The organism is Streptomyces sp. Isolate_45 (assembly GCF_024721315.2).
GTDB lineage: Bacteria > Actinomycetota > Actinomycetes > Streptomycetales > Streptomycetaceae > Streptomyces.
In genome coordinates this window covers 23,636-38,765 of record NZ_JANFAK020000081.1, presented here as the reverse complement: position 1 = coordinate 38,765, position 15,130 = coordinate 23,636, and the positions used below count along the sequence as shown (strand labels likewise).

Below are 15,130 nucleotides of genomic sequence, written 5' to 3'. Positions count from 1 at the left end.
GGCGCTCGCTGCGCGAGCTTTCGGCGGAGGTCTTTCGCTTCGCTTCAGCCCTCTGGGGTGGGGGCTGCGGGGCGCTGCGCTCCCCTTGCCGTTGCTGGGTTGTGAGGAGGTTGGGCCCGGTCGCTCCGCTCCCCGGCCCTTGGCCCGCTGCGCGGGCGGCTGGCTACGAGGGGGGTGGCGGGGGTGGTCTCGAATCCAAAGCTGAGTTTGGATTCTGTGACGCTCCGTGAGCATATCGCAGGGCGGGGGCGGTTGGAACCCTCTCTGCTCCCCTTCCCAGGTCCTCCGGCCCTTTCTCGGACCTTTCCGGGGCCTTTCGGAGCGGGGTCCGGGTGGGGGGCCGGGGTGTGCGTTTCGGCCTCGGGACGGTCAGCCGGAGGTGTAGGTGCGGAGGGTTGCCCGGAGGCCGGGGCGGGTGGTGGCGAGGTACCGGAGGGCCTCGGCGTGGGTGGTGCAGGCGTGGACGGGGGTCTGGCGGCCGCGGTGGTCGGTGAACTGCACGGTGAGTTCCGCCGGCTGGTTGCAGGCGCGGTGTTCGGGTGGCCGGGCGGGGTCGGTGACTTCGCAGCCGCCGTGCGAGGCGTCCGTGCGGAGCCGCAGGGCGCCGCCGAGGGCGTCCAGGAACGCGGCTGCGGCCGTGCGGCGCCGGGCGGTGGCCGGGGCCGTCACGGGGCCGCGTACGGCCTCGGAGCGGGGGGTGAACCGCTGTCCGGGGGTCGGGGCCGGCTGCTGCGGGGGCCGGCGGCCGGCCGGAGCGGGGCGCGGGGCCTGCGCCGGGGCGGTCGAGGGCCGTAGGACCGCCCGGAGTTCGGCCAAGGCGCGGCGGGTGTCCGCCCGACGCTCCGCGCTCTCCCGCTCGGCCTGGGCGTCGTCCTCGGCCCGCTCCTGCGGTGCGGGGCGGGGTGCGGGGTCCCGGCGGGGTGCGGTCGGCGGGGCGGGCCTGCGGGCCGGGAGGGGGGTTGCAGGGGGCGGTGCGTCCTCGGCGCGGGCCGCGGTCGGCACCCGGCGCGGGTGGGAGCAGTCGGGACAGCGCACGGTGCTGGCGGCCTTGGCGCGGGTGGTCCAGGTGTGGCCGCATTCGTAGCAGTCGAGGTCGACCGGGGGCCGGGTGGTGCCGGCCGGAACGGGGATCGGGGTCCCGCAGCCGCCGCGCGTCGTGGGGCACCGGGTGGTGTTGCCGCTCTGGCCGGTCGTCACGGTCCGCCCGCACACGGGGCAGCGCACTTCGATGGCGGCCGGGAGGTGCTCGGCGGTCGGTGTCATCGCTCCCCCACCCCTTTTTCGCGCCGGAACATGTGCGCTGTCATCCTAAGTTCCAGTATCTCGCATGTGCGGGCGCCGGGTGTGCGATTCGGGTGCGGTTCATGTGGCCGATTTGCTGCGGGATTTGACACCGGTCTGTCCGTTATAGAACTGATATGTGGTCAGATTTAGCGGCTGATTTCCGCAGGGTTCAGGACATGGATCAGGCGGCGGCCGCAGTCGGCGCACGAGGTGTGCGGGCCCTCGGTCAGGTGGGCTTCGCAGTACGTGCAGGCGGGACCGCCGCACTCCTGGCACCGGGCCTGGTCCACGACCCCGTTCACGAACGCTGAGCCCGCTTCCGCGCACTCCTCCGGGGTGGGCGGCCGGTCGTCCTCGGGGCCGAGGCCGGCCAGGGACGGGTTCGCCCGCAGGTTCGCCAGGGCCGCGACGTAGGCGGCCGAGGACTCGACCACCTCCGCCAGCTCCTGGCCGCCGTACGCCTCGGCACAGGGCAAGCACAGGTGCGCGCCGGGCAGAGCGTGGGCCGTTGTGCAGGTCCCGCAGATGTCGTGCCCGCAGGACAGGCAGACCGGGTCAAGGGCGTTCTCGTCCGGGGTCAGCCCGGGGCAGTCGCTCACGGCGCGCACGGTAGCGGCCGCCACCGACAACGCGCGGTTGTCGGGTCGCCTCCGACAACCGCCGGTTGTCGCCCGGCCTACTCGCGGCCGCCGGCCCGGCGGATCGCGCGTTCGGCGAGCACGGCCAGGTGCTCGGGGTCCTCGGCCGGGTCCGCGTCGAGCACGGCCATGGCCAGGGCGGCGGCCGCGGTCCAGTCGGCGGCCGGGGCGGTGTGCACGGTGAGTTCGGCCAGGGGGCCGACCGCGCGGCGGACCGTGTCCAGCCACGGGCCGCGGCCGCCCGGGGCCACGTGCACGGCCGTGGGCGTCTGGTCCGCCCCGGCCCGGTAGAGCGCGCCCAGGGCGGCCACCAGGGGGCCCGTGGGGGCGTCGGGGGGCCAACACCGGGCCCGGCGGACCCGCAGGCCTCCCCCGGCGTGCTCGGCCAGCAGCAGCACCCGGGCGCAGTCGTCGACGTCGACCGCCACGGCCAGGACGTGGCGGACCAGGCTCCCCGGCGGGCGGGCCGGGCGGCGGGGCGCGGGCAGGCTCCGGGTACGGGTGCGGGCAACGGTGGCAGGCATCTTGACCTCCGAGGAGTCACGGAAGCCCTGTACGGCCCGCTGCGGGCCGATCTCCCGCCCGGATGACGGAGGGGCCGCCCGGCGGGTGATCGCTGCGCAGCGGGCCGTACGGGCCGTCAGGCGGGTACGGACCGGGGACAGTCGGCCGGGGGCCGTTGTTGCTGCTGCGTGGGAAGGGCGGCCGGGACGGCGGGCGGTCGCGCTCCGGCCGGCAGCACGTCCGGCTTCTGCGGCGCCGGGTCCGGGGCCGGTTGTGGGGTGCCGATGAAGGGACGGGACGAGGGGTCCGGCGCCCCGGCGCCGGCGGACGCGGCGCAGCCGCTCGCGCGCCCGTACGCGCCACTACCGGCAGTGGCCCTCCGGGCGTCAGCAGCGCTTCGCGCCGCAGGCGCTTCTTTCTCTGGAGGAGGGTTCTGGACAGGGCTATAGACATAGGGCGTCACCGGTGACGCCACCCTGGCGTCACCCATGACGCCACCCCTGGCGTCACCGGTGACGCCACCCCCCGGGGACTGCGAGCGCTTCGGGCGGCCGCCCTTCGGGGTGATCCCGGCCCGCCTCTTCTCCTCGACGCGCCCCTTGAGCACGGCCGCGGCCTCGTCGGCTGCCGACCTGCCGGGGGCGAGCGGGTCGGTCCACTCCTCCCGCCAGAACAGGGCGTCGTGCAGGTGGTAGACGCTCGCGTCGTTCTCCCGGGCGTTGCGGGGCGAGGTGCGCCGTTCGACGTGGAAGAGGCCTGCGCATTCGCCTTCGAGCAGCACCCGATCCAGGGTCTTGACCGAGACGCCGAGCTGCGCGGCCAACTCGGTACGCCACGGGTGGCCGCGGCCGGTGTCGCGGGTGGTGGTGTCGGCGTAGCTGGCAAGGATCCCGTAGAGGGTCCGCAGGTTCGCGGAGTACCGGGGATCGCACAGCCACCGCGGCACCAGCTGGACGAACAGCAGACCGCCTCCCCGGCGGACCTCCGGGGCGATCACAGGGCACCGCCCCGGGCCGGCAGGGACGAACGGGCGGGAACGCGCGCGCAGTACGCGCGGGTGTCAGCCGTCACGGCTACACTCCAGGAGGTTTGTGAAGCAAGTGCACCGCCAGCCCCCGGGGTCGTAGCCGGGGGCTTTGGTGTTTTCAAGGGGCCTGCGTGGCCGACCGGACGCCGGAGCACCGCCCGGGCCGGGGGCCGGGGCGGGTCGTAGTGCTCAGGGGTTCAGGGACCGTGCGGGGAACAGGGCGCGGCCGCCGGGCACCAGGCGGTGCCGGCCGCGCGGGCGCGCGTCGAACGACGCGCGGGCAGGGGTATGTGCCAGGGCGCGGGACCGGCCATCAGGCCGAGGGCGCGCAGGACGACTGTGGCCGGGGTGCCAGCTCCCCCGGGCCAGTCGGCCAGGACGACTCCCGGAGCCCAGCGGGCCGCCCAGGCACCACGCGCGCCACGGGCGCAGAGCATCGCGAGGACGGCGGCCATGTGCGGCCAGCCCTGCCAACGTCCGGACCACAGCCGGTGCAGGGGACGGTGCAACGCCGAGCGGCGGGCGGCCGCCGCCCGACGGGCCGCGCGGTTCAACGACCGGTCCGCCGAGACCGGGTCGAGCGCGGGCGCCGAGGGAACCGGGGCCAGGCCGAACCGCCGGGGCGGGTGCCCGGTCGAGGCGGCGGGGCCGGTATCCGTCGGCATGGCCGGAACCCTACCGTCACCCCCCGCGCCGGTGTCACTACAACGGCCCCGCCACGCGGGCCCCGCAGCGGGGCCCACGCAACGAAAACACACCTACCTGACTGGCCGTCAGACAAGTGGGGAAATTCGCTACGTCGCTACATTCAGCGAAACTGATCACAACGACGTCTCCCGATCCGGTTTCAAAAGCAGCCAGAAACCGCAATGTAGTGCATGCGGGAGTAGCCGACCACGAAACCCCCTGACTCTTCTACAATTTGAGGATGGAACGGCATCGCTGAATCGACTTCACAAGCGGGCCGGAACCGCAATACACATGCATGGATAGCCGAAAGCGGCACCCGCTTATCCCCGTACAATGAGGGGGTAAATGAAATTCGAAATCGAGGATGGTCCAATGGACTTCTTTACCGTAATCCAAGCAATCAGCGACGTCGCATCTCTCTTAGTGTTCCTTTGGGGACTCGGCAGTTACTTATTACCGAAGGTGAGGAAGTGGCGTAGCTGAACAGCAGGACAGTCCCGCTCCGGCGGGACCGCTCGTCACCCGTACGGACCCGGGCCGAATGCCTGCGGCCGCCCGGCGGTTGAGGGTGGGGGCATGCCCGTGCCACGCCTGGTCATCTACCCGCCCGACGAGAACGGCTGGCGCCGCGTCCGCTGGGACGGCCAGTCCATCGGCGTGGCCCACCGCCCATCGGACATCCTCGACTTCCTCCGCGACGCGGGGATGGAGGACCCCGAGACCCTCGACCTCACCGGCGAGCTGGTCGAGTGGCGCGGCGGCGGCCCTGAGACCTGGGCCGAGTCACCCCCGTGAGCACGGGGACCCCTTCGCCGGGTCAGCGGGCACGGTCACGAACACGCCATCCAAGAGGGTGGACAGCATGTCCACCGGCTTGGACGACTCGCTACAGTGGGAGCCTGGCTCCGATAGCGCAACTTTGATCATGCATGCGTGCATGCACTGTCAGAGGGTCGCGTCAGACTAGAGCCATAAGAACGGCGGCCTCTGCCCGGACTGGAAGCAGGGACAGAGACCGCCGCGGGTGAAACCGCACCTCGCGCCTCTTGGTGGTTGCACACCAGGGGGCGCGTCGCGTTTTACAGGTAGCTGACGAGCATCTCGTACAGCCACACCACGCACTGGACGAACCAGGGCGCAGCCTCGTCGGCGAGACCAGCCAGCAGGGCCTGGACTACGCCGGCGACCAGTACATCGCGAGCGGTGCTGCGGTTCTCACCCCGGATCTGCGGTACGCCTTCGTCCTGCGGATCCTCGGACGTCGGCTTGTCGCCACCGGGCATGGGAACCCCCCAATCAGGACCGCCGCACCTCAACTGGATGGCCGGGGCGACGGTCCGTCAAAACCCGGCCAACCAGAAGCTGCACAGCACCCGAATGGGCTCGCACCAGAGTATCGGCCGGGTCAGACAAAGAAGCGTCGGCAGCAGGTACGGTCACTCGTCCTCCCATAGTCATAAAAGCCGCGAATGCCCTGGAAAGGTCCTGGGCAGCCCTCCGCATCAGGCCAGGTTTGCCACCAGGAGCGCAGCACCCTGCCGCGGAACTCCATGAGACAGACAGCGACAAGCGCGCGACCAGCTCGCGGATCGCGCTCTGACCTCGGCCCTCGAACCACCGGGGGCCAGTCCGCGTGCGGTTGGGTATCAAAGTGCGACTGCCCCATGTCCTTGCTGACCACCTTCTCCTTCATGGACACCCAACCCGTCAGGTTCTTGTAGACCCATTCCCCTCTCAGGAACACGCCGCAGACCGACTGTTTCCGGCCATACCGATTCCGCACTACTCAGTCGAACTTCTTGCCGATGTCGGGGTAGCGCACCTCCGCGACGTCCTTGGTGGGCATGTCCGAGGCGATGACGTCGCATGTGGACGTGACGACGCAATCTTGAGGATGTCCAGGTGCTCCGAGTTCTTCTCGATCACCACATGGAGAGAGGCCTCCCCACCGGTGAGCGACGTCGCGGTGCGCCCAGGCCACACCGCCTGCACCTGTAGTTATGGGGGAAGCCGGGCCAGATCTAGTACCTGATGACCAGGCGACAGATGGCGAACTTGCCGCCCCTCCACGACTCCGCCGAAGTTGCCGAGCTCCGCCACGGACATCTTGCGGTCGAAGATGTAGAAGATGGTCGAGTCGATGAAGTTCGTGGACCTGTTCGCAGTGCTGGCCACTGGCGCCGATCGGATCAGAAGCCGACGTCGATGTAGTCGATGTCGGTGAACTCGACCAGCAGCTCCTGGGCGCGGCTGCCGCTGTCCTTGAAATAGACCTCCTGCAGCCCTGCCGCGGCGAGCTGTTGCAGCTCGGCCTCGGAGGCGCCTGCGTCCTGGGCGGCCAGCAGCCGGCCCGCGAACTCCGGCGGGAGGTGCTGCGTGATCCGCCGCATCCGCCCGTCGTCGGTCGTGCCCGGCGCCGCGGTGAACCCGAACCGGGCCCGGGTCTCGATGACCAGGCCCGTCTGGTTCGCGGCCTTCTCCCTGACGCGCTTGCGGACGAGGGGCTGCCACCGGCGCCGGACCTCGACCTCCATGCGCTCCCCAAGCGCGGGCTTGGGCTGCTTGATCTGGTCCTTCACGTACCGCTCCACGGTGCGCTGCGAGATCCCCAGCAGGGCGGCCACGGCCTTGGTGCTCTTCTCCTGGCGGACCAAGTACCGCATCTGCGCGCCCGCGGACTTGGGGATCGGACGGGTGCTGTGCGCTTGTCCGGCCCGATCGAGGCTGTCTGCGACGATGCCCATTGCCCCCTCATTTCTGTCCCACACCGTGGGGCACTTTCATGATCGTCAATCGTGGCGCGGCCAGGCCACACTCTTGATGACATCGCGAGTTATGGGGAATGCGGGCCAGAGCTAGTACTCGCCCATGACCTGGAGTTCGCCGACGGCGACGCTGGTACACCCGGTTCCGCCCTCCTGGCCACCTTCGCGAGCATCTACCTCGCCGTTGGAGACAGGGCTCAGCAGGATCCGCGTGTACGTAGGCGCTCGATGCCCCGGACCGCCTTCAGCATGGGGCGGGCCGCTCACGCCAGCCAGGTGCGGGCACCTACGGGGTAGGGCCTGGAACCACCCACAGCTGCACAACGCCGAGCTCCTCGATGGCGTCCTTGTCGATCTCGGGGTTGTCTTCGGGTTCGAAGATCCTCTTGTCGAAGCTGGCGGCCGCGAGGAGGGAACCATCAGGTGAGAACGCCACCGTAACCGCCGCATTGTGACGGGTGGCCAAGGGTTCGCCGACAGGGGCGCGGGTGACCGGGTCCCACAACCGCACCATTCCATCCTCGGCGCCGGCGGTCGCCAGCAGCGAGCCATCAGGCGAGAACGCCACCGCGACCACCTCACCGTCGTGGTCCGCGAAAGGGTCCCCGACAAGGGTGCGGGTGACCGGGTCCCACAACCGCACCATTCCATCGACGCCGGCGGTCGCCAGCAGCGAGCCGTCAGGAGAGAACGCCGCGACCGCCTCCCCGTCGTGGCCGGTGAGAGGGTCCCCGACAGGGGTGCGGGTGACCGGGTCCCACAACCGCATGCCGTCATCGGCCCCGGCGATCGCCAACAGCGAGCCATCAGGAGAGAACTCGAGCGAGTTCGCCATGCCGTCGAGGCCAGCGAAGGGGTCGCCGACAGGGGTGCAGGTAACCGGGTCCCACAACCGCACCATTCCATCGCTGTCGCCGCTCGCAAGAAGCGAGCCGTCAGGAGAGAACGCCAGCCCGCGCACAAATTCAGTGTGGCCGGTGAGAGGCTCTCCGACAGGGGTGCACGTGACCGGGTCCCACAACCGCACCATGCCTTCGAGGTCGGTGCTCGCAAGAAGCGAGCCATCGGGCGAAAACGCCACCGCGAATCCCGGAGTCTGGTGGTCGGTGACCGAGCCTCGGACGAGGGTGCGGGTAACCGGGTCCCACAACCGCACCGTGCTACCGCTGGGGTGGACGGTGGCGGTCGCCAGCAGCGAGCCATCAGGCGAAAACGCCACCGAGAACACCACACCGGTCCGAAGGGGCGGCAATGCCAGCGCTCCTGCCCGGGCCGCGTGCAGGAGCGCTCTGACCGCGAGCGATGATCCTGGCCGCGGCGGCGGGCCACCCTGGCGGGGCACGCCAGCCGCCGTGGGGCCCGCCAGCACCTCGCGGGCCAGAGTCGGATCGCCCTCTCGGGGTGCGGGGGCTGGGGCAGCGCCGTTCCGGCGGCCCGGGCGTAGTTCCGCTGTCGCGCGCCACCGGTTGCGCCATTCGTCGAGTACGGGGTCGGTGCGGGCCGGGGCGGGGATCTCCTCGCCGTCCGCGTCCCAGGACATCAGGGTCCGAACCAACAGGATGATCTTGTCGACGCCGGCAAAGCGTGTGCCAGCGAAGGCCGTGCTCTGCGTGGCGATCGGCAACTCCGTCCCGCTGCTGATTCGCTCCGCCCGTAACGCGATCCGGCGTAGCGAGGGGTTGCCGCGTTCCACCTTCAGTCGGCGCAGGTGCCGTGCCTGCTCGGCGAGGGCGGCCTTGAAAGTGTCCACGCCTTGTCCCGCGTCGGTGCTGTCGATCACGCCGGTGTCCCCCTACCGCTGCCTGTCCAGCAGGGTAAAGGCCTGCCGACGGAACAGTAGGAAACTTCCGTGAACACCCCGGAACAGCCCGGACCGGCAGCGGACCTGTTCCGCGGAACAAGCCAGGTGTACCGCGGTGAACACTCTCCGATCGACTGTCATCCGCTGCGTTCGCCCCGTGCCGGCCAACGCCTCCAACGGCTCCAAGGTCGAAGCATGACAACCCACCAGAACAACCAGCCCACCCCGCCCCCGGCCGACAACGGAGCCTTCCTCCCCCTGCGCACGGCCGTGGTCCTCCTGACCGCACTCGTGCTCGGGCTCATCGTCGGCGGCCTCACCGCCCTCACCGGCACCCACCCCGCCACCGCCGTGATCGCCGGACTCACCACCGCCGGCGCCGGCACCGCCGCCCTACGAACCCTCATCCAATGACCCCCGAACAGCACACGCCGATCCCGGGATCACGTCGGGCTGTCCGCGGCACGGGTCCCGATGGCGGGGCATCCGAACAAGGAGGCCCCGCCACCGGGAACCCTCCACCCGGCCCTGGGGGGGGAAGGGCCGTCAAAGGCACCCGAGTTCGGCACCGGCTCACGGACCCGAACGCTTCCTCTCGCTCCTGGTTGCCGGACTACGCAGCAGGACGCCCAAAAAGCCCAGGGCCACCAAGCTCGACACAGCGATCAGGTAGTAGGTCGACTTGGCTATGTCGCGTTGGATGATCGCAGCGAACATGGCCCAGACGTTCAACAGTCCGATGGCGACTATGAGTCCTCGGATGAGGAACAACCTCATGGTCGGTTTTTTCCGAACCGACGTCGACTGCTGCCCCTTCGAGGATGCGTCTTGCGGAGACGCATCGTGGGCTGGGCTGGTGGTGTCGGTGCCCACGATGGTGGCTTGTCTCTCCGAGGAGGGGGATGTCACGGGTGTAGGCAAATCGGTTGTAGGGACGTGTCGTGCAGGGTGGCGCCTTCGGATCGTCGGGAGTCGGAGGCTCGGGTTCCTTCGATGCTCAGGCTCGCGCCTTTGAATCGTCTGGGGTTGTGGGTCCAATCCCCTTTGAGTCGTAGGTTGGGGGGCTGCTTCCGATTGGGGCATCTCCGGGTATCTGAGGACAAAGGATTCCGGCGTCTCGCTGCCCGCCGGGTCGATGACCAGGCCTTGCATCAGAGTGCTCAGCAGACGGGAGAACCTTTGGAGTGCATCCGGTGAATCGACCGATGGATGGGGCCGGAACCAGGTCAGTCGAAGGACCCATCCCGGACCATCGCAACCGATGAGGATCACTTGGCCCGCACCCTTGCCAAGGCCCTTTCGTGTCACGAATCCGGGACCCCAGTGATACATCGAAAGAGTGGGTTCCACCCGTAGCAGGAGAGGGTCCCCATACTTCTGCAGTTCCTTGACTGCCTCTGAGCTGTGTTTGTTCCATGAGCCGTTCTCCCGCGATCCGGGGAAAAGTCGGATCTCGAAGCGGTGGCCTTCCAGCTCGCCGATGAGCCCGACGGGCTTGCCCTCCGACATTCCGAAGCGCACGGTCAATCCCTCGACCTTCCGCACGTACAGGGGGCCCAGACAGACTCGTCCTTGTGCCGGGTCCGCAACTTCCGAGACATCCCAGGGGCCCTCGGGCCGCGGAGTGAAGCCCGGCAAGGCCCTTGGGGTCGGCGGATCCGCCACATCCTCGGACAGCCGTGGCGAGAGCTCGCCTGAAGGGATATCCGCGGCCACCGGGGTGTCGACCAGGCCCTCGGCGGGTGGGGTGCCGGCCTCCGACGGGCCGGCGTCGCCAACCGGCTTCCCCTGAACCTCCTCGTGGAGATCAGCAGCCGCCGGCGGCTCCTGCACGGACTCCCGCGTTCGGGATCGGTCTGTCACCCCGATCTCGCGGCGCTGCCTCCTCCACCGCTCTTCCATCTCTACCTGAAACTCGACGAGGCGCTCCCGCTCCGCGTACCAGGCGTCGGACTGCCCATTGCGTCGACTCTCGTCGTCACCGGGTTGGGTGCTGTCCGGATCCTGCTCGTGGAGATCATGGGCGTCCGGCGGATCCTCTGCGGATTCCTGGATCCGGGCTCGGTCCGTCCCCCACGTCTCGCGGGCCCGCCGCATCCGCAGTTCCCGCCGATCCTCCTCCGCGTGCCGGGCCTGGCGGCTCTGCCGGCTCTCGTTGTCGCTGGTCGAGGGGTTTTCCGGGGTTGTCCCGGAAAACCCGTGCTCGCTGGCGTCGGCAGGATGGATGACCTCGCTGAGGACTTCGCCGTCAATGATGTCCAGTTCGGAATCGGGCACGTATCCGATGGTGCGGCCGGCTTCCTCGACGGCCTCGCGGCCCCTCGCGAGAAGTCTTTCGGCTTGGTGGAGAGCGGCTTCGGCGAAGGCGATGCCGGCGTCGAAGCCGCCGATGGCCGGGTCCGGGAGGGCGATCGCCGTACCGGGTGCGGCCGGGTCCGTGTCGGGAGCCGAGGCTCGTAACGCGAGGACTTCCCGGCGTAGTTCCTCGCTCACCCGGCGGGCCTCGCGGGCCACGGCATGGGCTTGGTCGCGGTCGTGTTCGGCCTGCCGCAGCGTCGAGCGGATCTTCTCCTCGCTGTCCCGCATCCGAAGCATCCGCTGTTCGAGGAGTTCGAGCTGCGGGCGGTGCGTGGGGAGGCTGTCGAGCCGCGCACGGAGTTCGTCGCGCTCCCCGGTGAGCCGTTCGATGACGATGTCCTGCTCGTCGCGGATCTTCTCCAGGCCGACCACGATGAGCTGGGCCTGGAGTGTCGCCGCGGTACTCGCCCGCAGGGCATCGTTGGCGCTCTCCAGGTCCTGCTGGGCCTGGATGAGGGTCTGCTGGGTTCGGATCAGGGCCTGCTGGGCGTCGGCCAAATCCCTGTGGGTGGAGGAGTCCGCCCGGACCGGGGTCGGGTTCACGCGAGCCCGTTCGAAGAGAGCGTCGACCTCCGCACGGCGCGCGTCGTCGACGGCCGCATCGCCGTCGAGGCCGGAACAGATGTCGATCACGGCATGGGCGATCGCCTGGCTCAGCCCGTTGCCTTCCATCAGCGCGTACATCTTGCGCTGCGAGGGCACCTCGACGCCCGCGGGCAGCATGTCCACGGTGAGAGCGGCGTGGACGGAACTGATCGTCTTGCCGGCTTCACTCATATAGCCGTGCAAAAGCGACGCGACCTTGTTGATCTCCACCTCCGGCCCCTTGGGACCGCCCCAAGCCCGCCCGGCTTGTCTCCTATTTCCCATAAGCACCCCCCGATCGGTTCCCGAATTACGGGAGAAGGCCGCCCGCTACCGGACAACCCCAAGGCCGGTGGCCTGCCGATGCCCCGTCGGGGACCTTCTATATCACCACCGCAGCAAGCGAGTTGGTGAGCAGGGCCCGCCAAGGCGTCGCAACCAGGCGGCGGGCCCCTGAGACCTCCCAAGGAGGCCCTGATGACCAACCCTAGGACCGGCGAGAGCAACCGGCCCGGTAAGCGCGTCATCCTGATCGCCGCCGCGATCGGCGGAGCCGTCAAAGCACTGATCGCCTGGCTCCTCAACCACTTCCTCGGGTAACCCCACCCCCTGGGGTGGAACCGGGCAACCCGGCTCCACCCCAGGGCCCGGGAAGCGGCCGCAGGCCCCGGTACTCCTCGCGGAGCGCCGGGGCCTGGCGGCCGGGTCAGCCCGCCGCCGTCGGGGCTGCGCCGGCAAACCGGGGCCGGACCTGCCTCGGTTGGCGGGTCCGGCCCCGGGGTTGGGTGGGCCGTAGCGGGGCTTCGGCCCTGGGTTAGCCGATCGGGCGCATCCCGAGGCCCTTCACCAGGTCCCAGGGGTTGAAGCCGTTGATGGCTGAGGCTCCTGTTACCCCCTTGTAGTAGAGGTGGGAGGTCCCGATGCAGAGCTGTTCCGAGCCGATGTAGCGGTTCTTGCAGGTCTGCAGCAGGTCATCTCGCAGGATCTTGTCGATTTGTGCCTGGCCGTCGCTGTTCGTCGTGAATGCCTTCTCGCCGTACATGTCGCGGTAGTTGCGGGACAGGAAGTCGTGGCGGGCGCAGGGGACTCGGAAGTCGTACTCCTCGAAGGGGATGTCGGGGGAGAAGTTGCAGTAGTTCGTGGACCACCGGTACCCGTAGGGGTCGGGTACGCCGCGCAGGTGCCCGTTGTAGGAGGCCGTCCAGACATCTCGGCTTTCGTCGCCGAGCCGGTTCATGCTCGCGAAGAGGGCGGCCTTCTGCTCTGCGGTCGGTGCGGGGCCGGCGGCAGGTGCTCCGAGGGCCTTCCACTTGTCGTTGGTGCCGTCGCCGTCGTACCTGTGGACGGAGCGCTTGTCGGTGGCGAGGCGGTAGAGGCGGTATTCGCTGGCGGCGAAGGCGGCGCCGGGGCCGCCGATGCGCTTCCACTGGTTGGGGCCTCGCCCCGTGTACTGGTGGAGGTCGCCCGTGCCGTGCTGGGTGGCGTAGAGGTTGTTGCTGGCGAAGATGGTCTCGGCGGCACCCCAGATGGGGTTCCACTTGTCCTTTCCGGAGTCGTACTGGACGACGGTGCCGCGGTCGGGGGTCAGGCCGAAGAGGTTCTTGTCGGTGACGGCGAACGCGGCGCCCGCGTGGCCGACGAAGTCCCACTCCCCGTCGTCGTACCTGTGGATGTTCTTGTCGTCGGGGTTGGTGACGTACAGCTTCTTGTTGGGCCCGGTGTAGAGGTTCTCGGCCCGGTCGCCGACCTGCTTCCACACGTGGGGGGTGCCCGTGTACTCCATGATCTTGTTGCGGTCGGGGGTGAGGCCGTACAGGTGCTTGGAGGTGGCGGCGAAGGTGGCGCCGGCGCTTCCGATGCGGGTCCACTGGTAGGGGGCGTCGTCGTACTGCGCGATGTCGCCGGTGCCCAGGTCGGTGGCGTAGAACTTGCCGCCGCCCGCGTAGAGGTTCTCGGTCGGACCCTTGATCTTCCGCCAGTTGTCCTGGTGCTCGGACCATTCGTAGACGGCCTGGTGATCGGCGGCGAGCGCGAAGACGGACTTCCCGGCCGCGACGATCTGACCCATGGCCACGGGCTCCGGTTCCGACTGTCCCGGGTCCGCGTTCGCGGCGACGCCGACGGCGATGACACCGACGAGGACGAAGCAGAGCATGCGGATGGCTCCGTGGATGCGCTGCCACCAGTGTGTGTGAGCGGATCGTTGGGCGCCCGGCTGATCGTCTGTGGGCATGGCGGGATTCATCGGGGTTACCTCCCTGGAGGTTGAGGCGCAGTGACACGGCGGGGCTGCACAGCAGCCGGAGCCGGTCAGAAGGTGATGAAGAAGGGGAAGGGAAGGAGCGTCCAGAGCCGGAAAGAGGTCCGGCGGACAGGCGTGCAGGTGGCACCGGGGGCGGCAGCGTCAGCGTTCGGCCGCCTGTCGACGGGCGCCTCAGCAGCCGCCGTGAGCATGGCCGGCACGGGGACGGCCGGCGGGAAAGCACTGGGATCAGGAGCCGGAGCGTCGAGGGCGGGGGCCGTGCTCGGGACCGCTGCGGTGATGCTCGGCTTCGGCTTCGGCACCACGGTTTCGGTCGGCTTCGGGCTCACCGACGGCGCGGTGCTCGGCTTCGGCTTCGGCTTCGGCTTCGACGGTGTGATGGGCGAAGGAGCTGCGGGCTTCGTGTCCGGTGCCGGCGGCGAGGGCACGGCGGGCGGTTGCGCGGACGCGGTAGCCGGGGCCGGTGCGGGTTCCTGGGTGGTGGCGAGCTTCTTGTAGCGCAGGGCGACGTAGGCGCCGCGGGGGTGGTCGGCGATGCGGCTGTCGTGGATGTTGGCGTTGGTCTTGTGCGCGGGGATGCGCGTGTTGCTCTGGCTGTAGTAGAAGAAGTCCCCCTTGGCCTTGTTGGTCCAGCCGCCGAACAGCAGAGCGTGCGCATCGGGGTAGTCGAGGGCGTCACCCGGTTCGAGCTGGTCGAAGCTGATCCGGTCGGCGACGGACGGAAGGGTCTGGGTGACCATGCTGTCCTTGAGCTGCCAGGCCATGGAGACGAACCCGGAGCAGTCCTGCCGGTAGCGGCCGCCGGTCGCGTCGTCCTTCCAGAAGTGCTCTCGGCTGTAGGGAACACGCTCGTCGACCCAGTGCTTGGCGCGGGCGATGATCTGCTCACGGGTGACGTGCCCGCCGGGGGCCGCCCCGTGGCCGATGGTTCCGGTCGACGTGGGCCGCTCGCGCACCGTGCTGCTGTCCGCCTGGGCGGGAATGACGGTCAGACCGACGGCTATCGCCAGGCCTGCCAAGGCCGCGACGACCTTGGGCCGGCGTATCAACAGCTCTCTCACGGGTGTTCCTTCGCTGTGGTGGACTGCGCTGCCCGTGTTGGCAGAAGCGGTGGAACACCACGCTGGAACCTGATCTGATAGTCCGGCTGTGCGTACTTGCGTCCGCGCAGGTCAGCAGGGGTGGGGACTCCGGATATCCGCGAACGTGTACGAA

Annotated in this window: 14 protein-coding genes; 3 read left to right on the top strand and 11 right to left on the bottom strand. The window is 69.5% G+C overall.

From position 1 onward, the window contains the following. Positions 1–369 precede the first annotated feature (369 nt). From NOD94_RS24460 to NOD94_RS24440, 5 genes are all read right to left on the bottom strand, one after another. Complete coding sequence (locus NOD94_RS24460) at positions 370–1,263, bottom strand: hypothetical protein (RefSeq protein ID WP_281208235.1); 894 nt, start codon at positions 1,261–1,263, stop codon at positions 370–372. Positions 1,264–1,430: 167 nt separating this feature from the next. After that, positions 1,431–1,883: a hypothetical protein gene (locus NOD94_RS24455; protein ID WP_281208233.1), complete on the bottom strand. Its 453-nt coding sequence runs from the start codon at positions 1,881–1,883 to the stop codon at positions 1,431–1,433. A gap of 77 nt (positions 1,884–1,960) precedes the next feature. Beyond that, complete coding sequence (locus NOD94_RS24450) at positions 1,961–2,446, bottom strand: hypothetical protein (protein WP_281208232.1); 486 nt, start codon at positions 2,444–2,446, stop codon at positions 1,961–1,963. 116 nt (positions 2,447–2,562) lie between these two features. Then, the gene (locus tag NOD94_RS24445) at positions 2,563–3,423 is read right to left on the bottom strand and encodes a hypothetical protein (RefSeq protein WP_281208231.1); all 861 of its coding nucleotides are present in this window, start codon (positions 3,421–3,423) and stop codon (positions 2,563–2,565) included. Between the two features lie 227 nt (positions 3,424–3,650). Then, positions 3,651–4,118: a hypothetical protein gene (locus tag NOD94_RS24440; protein ID WP_281208230.1), complete on the bottom strand. Its 468-nt coding sequence runs from the start codon at positions 4,116–4,118 to the stop codon at positions 3,651–3,653. A gap of 601 nt (positions 4,119–4,719) precedes the next feature. Between NOD94_RS24440 and NOD94_RS24435 the strand changes: the two genes are divergently transcribed. Then, complete coding sequence (locus NOD94_RS24435) at positions 4,720–4,938, top strand: hypothetical protein (RefSeq protein WP_281208229.1); 219 nt, start codon at positions 4,720–4,722, stop codon at positions 4,936–4,938. Positions 4,939–5,222: 284 nt separating this feature from the next. On the opposite strand, the gene NOD94_RS24430 is transcribed toward NOD94_RS24435, so the two are convergent. The 3 genes from NOD94_RS24430 to NOD94_RS24420 form a co-directional block, all read right to left on the bottom strand. Further along, entirely contained in the window at positions 5,223–5,426 is a 204-nt protein-coding gene (locus tag NOD94_RS24430) for a hypothetical protein (RefSeq protein ID WP_281208228.1), read from the bottom strand. A gap of 906 nt (positions 5,427–6,332) precedes the next feature. Continuing rightward, the gene (locus NOD94_RS24425; RefSeq protein ID WP_281208227.1) at positions 6,333–6,887 is read right to left on the bottom strand and encodes an XRE family transcriptional regulator; all 555 of its coding nucleotides are present in this window, start codon (positions 6,885–6,887) and stop codon (positions 6,333–6,335) included. A gap of 307 nt (positions 6,888–7,194) precedes the next feature. Next, positions 7,195–8,688: a WD40 repeat domain-containing protein gene (locus NOD94_RS24420; protein WP_281208226.1), complete on the bottom strand. Its 1,494-nt coding sequence runs from the start codon at positions 8,686–8,688 to the stop codon at positions 7,195–7,197. Positions 8,689–8,904: 216 nt separating this feature from the next. Between NOD94_RS24420 and NOD94_RS24415 the strand changes: the two genes are divergently transcribed. Then, complete coding sequence (locus NOD94_RS24415; RefSeq protein WP_281208225.1) at positions 8,905–9,123, top strand: hypothetical protein; 219 nt, start codon at positions 8,905–8,907, stop codon at positions 9,121–9,123. Positions 9,124–9,282: 159 nt separating this feature from the next. Here NOD94_RS24415 and NOD94_RS24410 read toward each other — a convergent pair whose 3' ends face one another. Beyond that, positions 9,283–11,883 (bottom strand): DUF3710 domain-containing protein, encoded by a 2,601-nt coding sequence (locus tag NOD94_RS24410; RefSeq protein ID WP_281208224.1) that lies wholly within the window; start codon positions 11,881–11,883, stop codon positions 9,283–9,285. A 246-nt stretch (positions 11,884–12,129) separates the two neighbouring features. On the opposite strand from NOD94_RS24410, the gene NOD94_RS24405 reads away from it, so the two are divergent. After that, positions 12,130–12,252, top strand: coding sequence for a hypothetical protein (locus NOD94_RS24405; RefSeq protein ID WP_281208223.1), 123 nt, complete (start codon positions 12,130–12,132; stop codon positions 12,250–12,252). A 214-nt stretch (positions 12,253–12,466) separates the two neighbouring features. Here the strand turns inward: NOD94_RS24405 and NOD94_RS24400 are convergent, their stop codons facing one another. Together NOD94_RS24400 and NOD94_RS24395 are read right to left on the bottom strand one after the other, a co-directional pair. After that, positions 12,467–13,885, bottom strand: a complete 1,419-nt coding sequence (locus tag NOD94_RS24400) for a phospholipase A2 (protein WP_281208222.1) — start codon at positions 13,883–13,885, stop codon at positions 12,467–12,469. 77 nt (positions 13,886–13,962) lie between these two features. After that, positions 13,963–14,976, bottom strand: a complete 1,014-nt coding sequence (locus NOD94_RS24395; RefSeq protein ID WP_281208221.1) for a hypothetical protein — start codon at positions 14,974–14,976, stop codon at positions 13,963–13,965. Between the last annotated feature and the right edge of the window lie 154 nt (positions 14,977–15,130).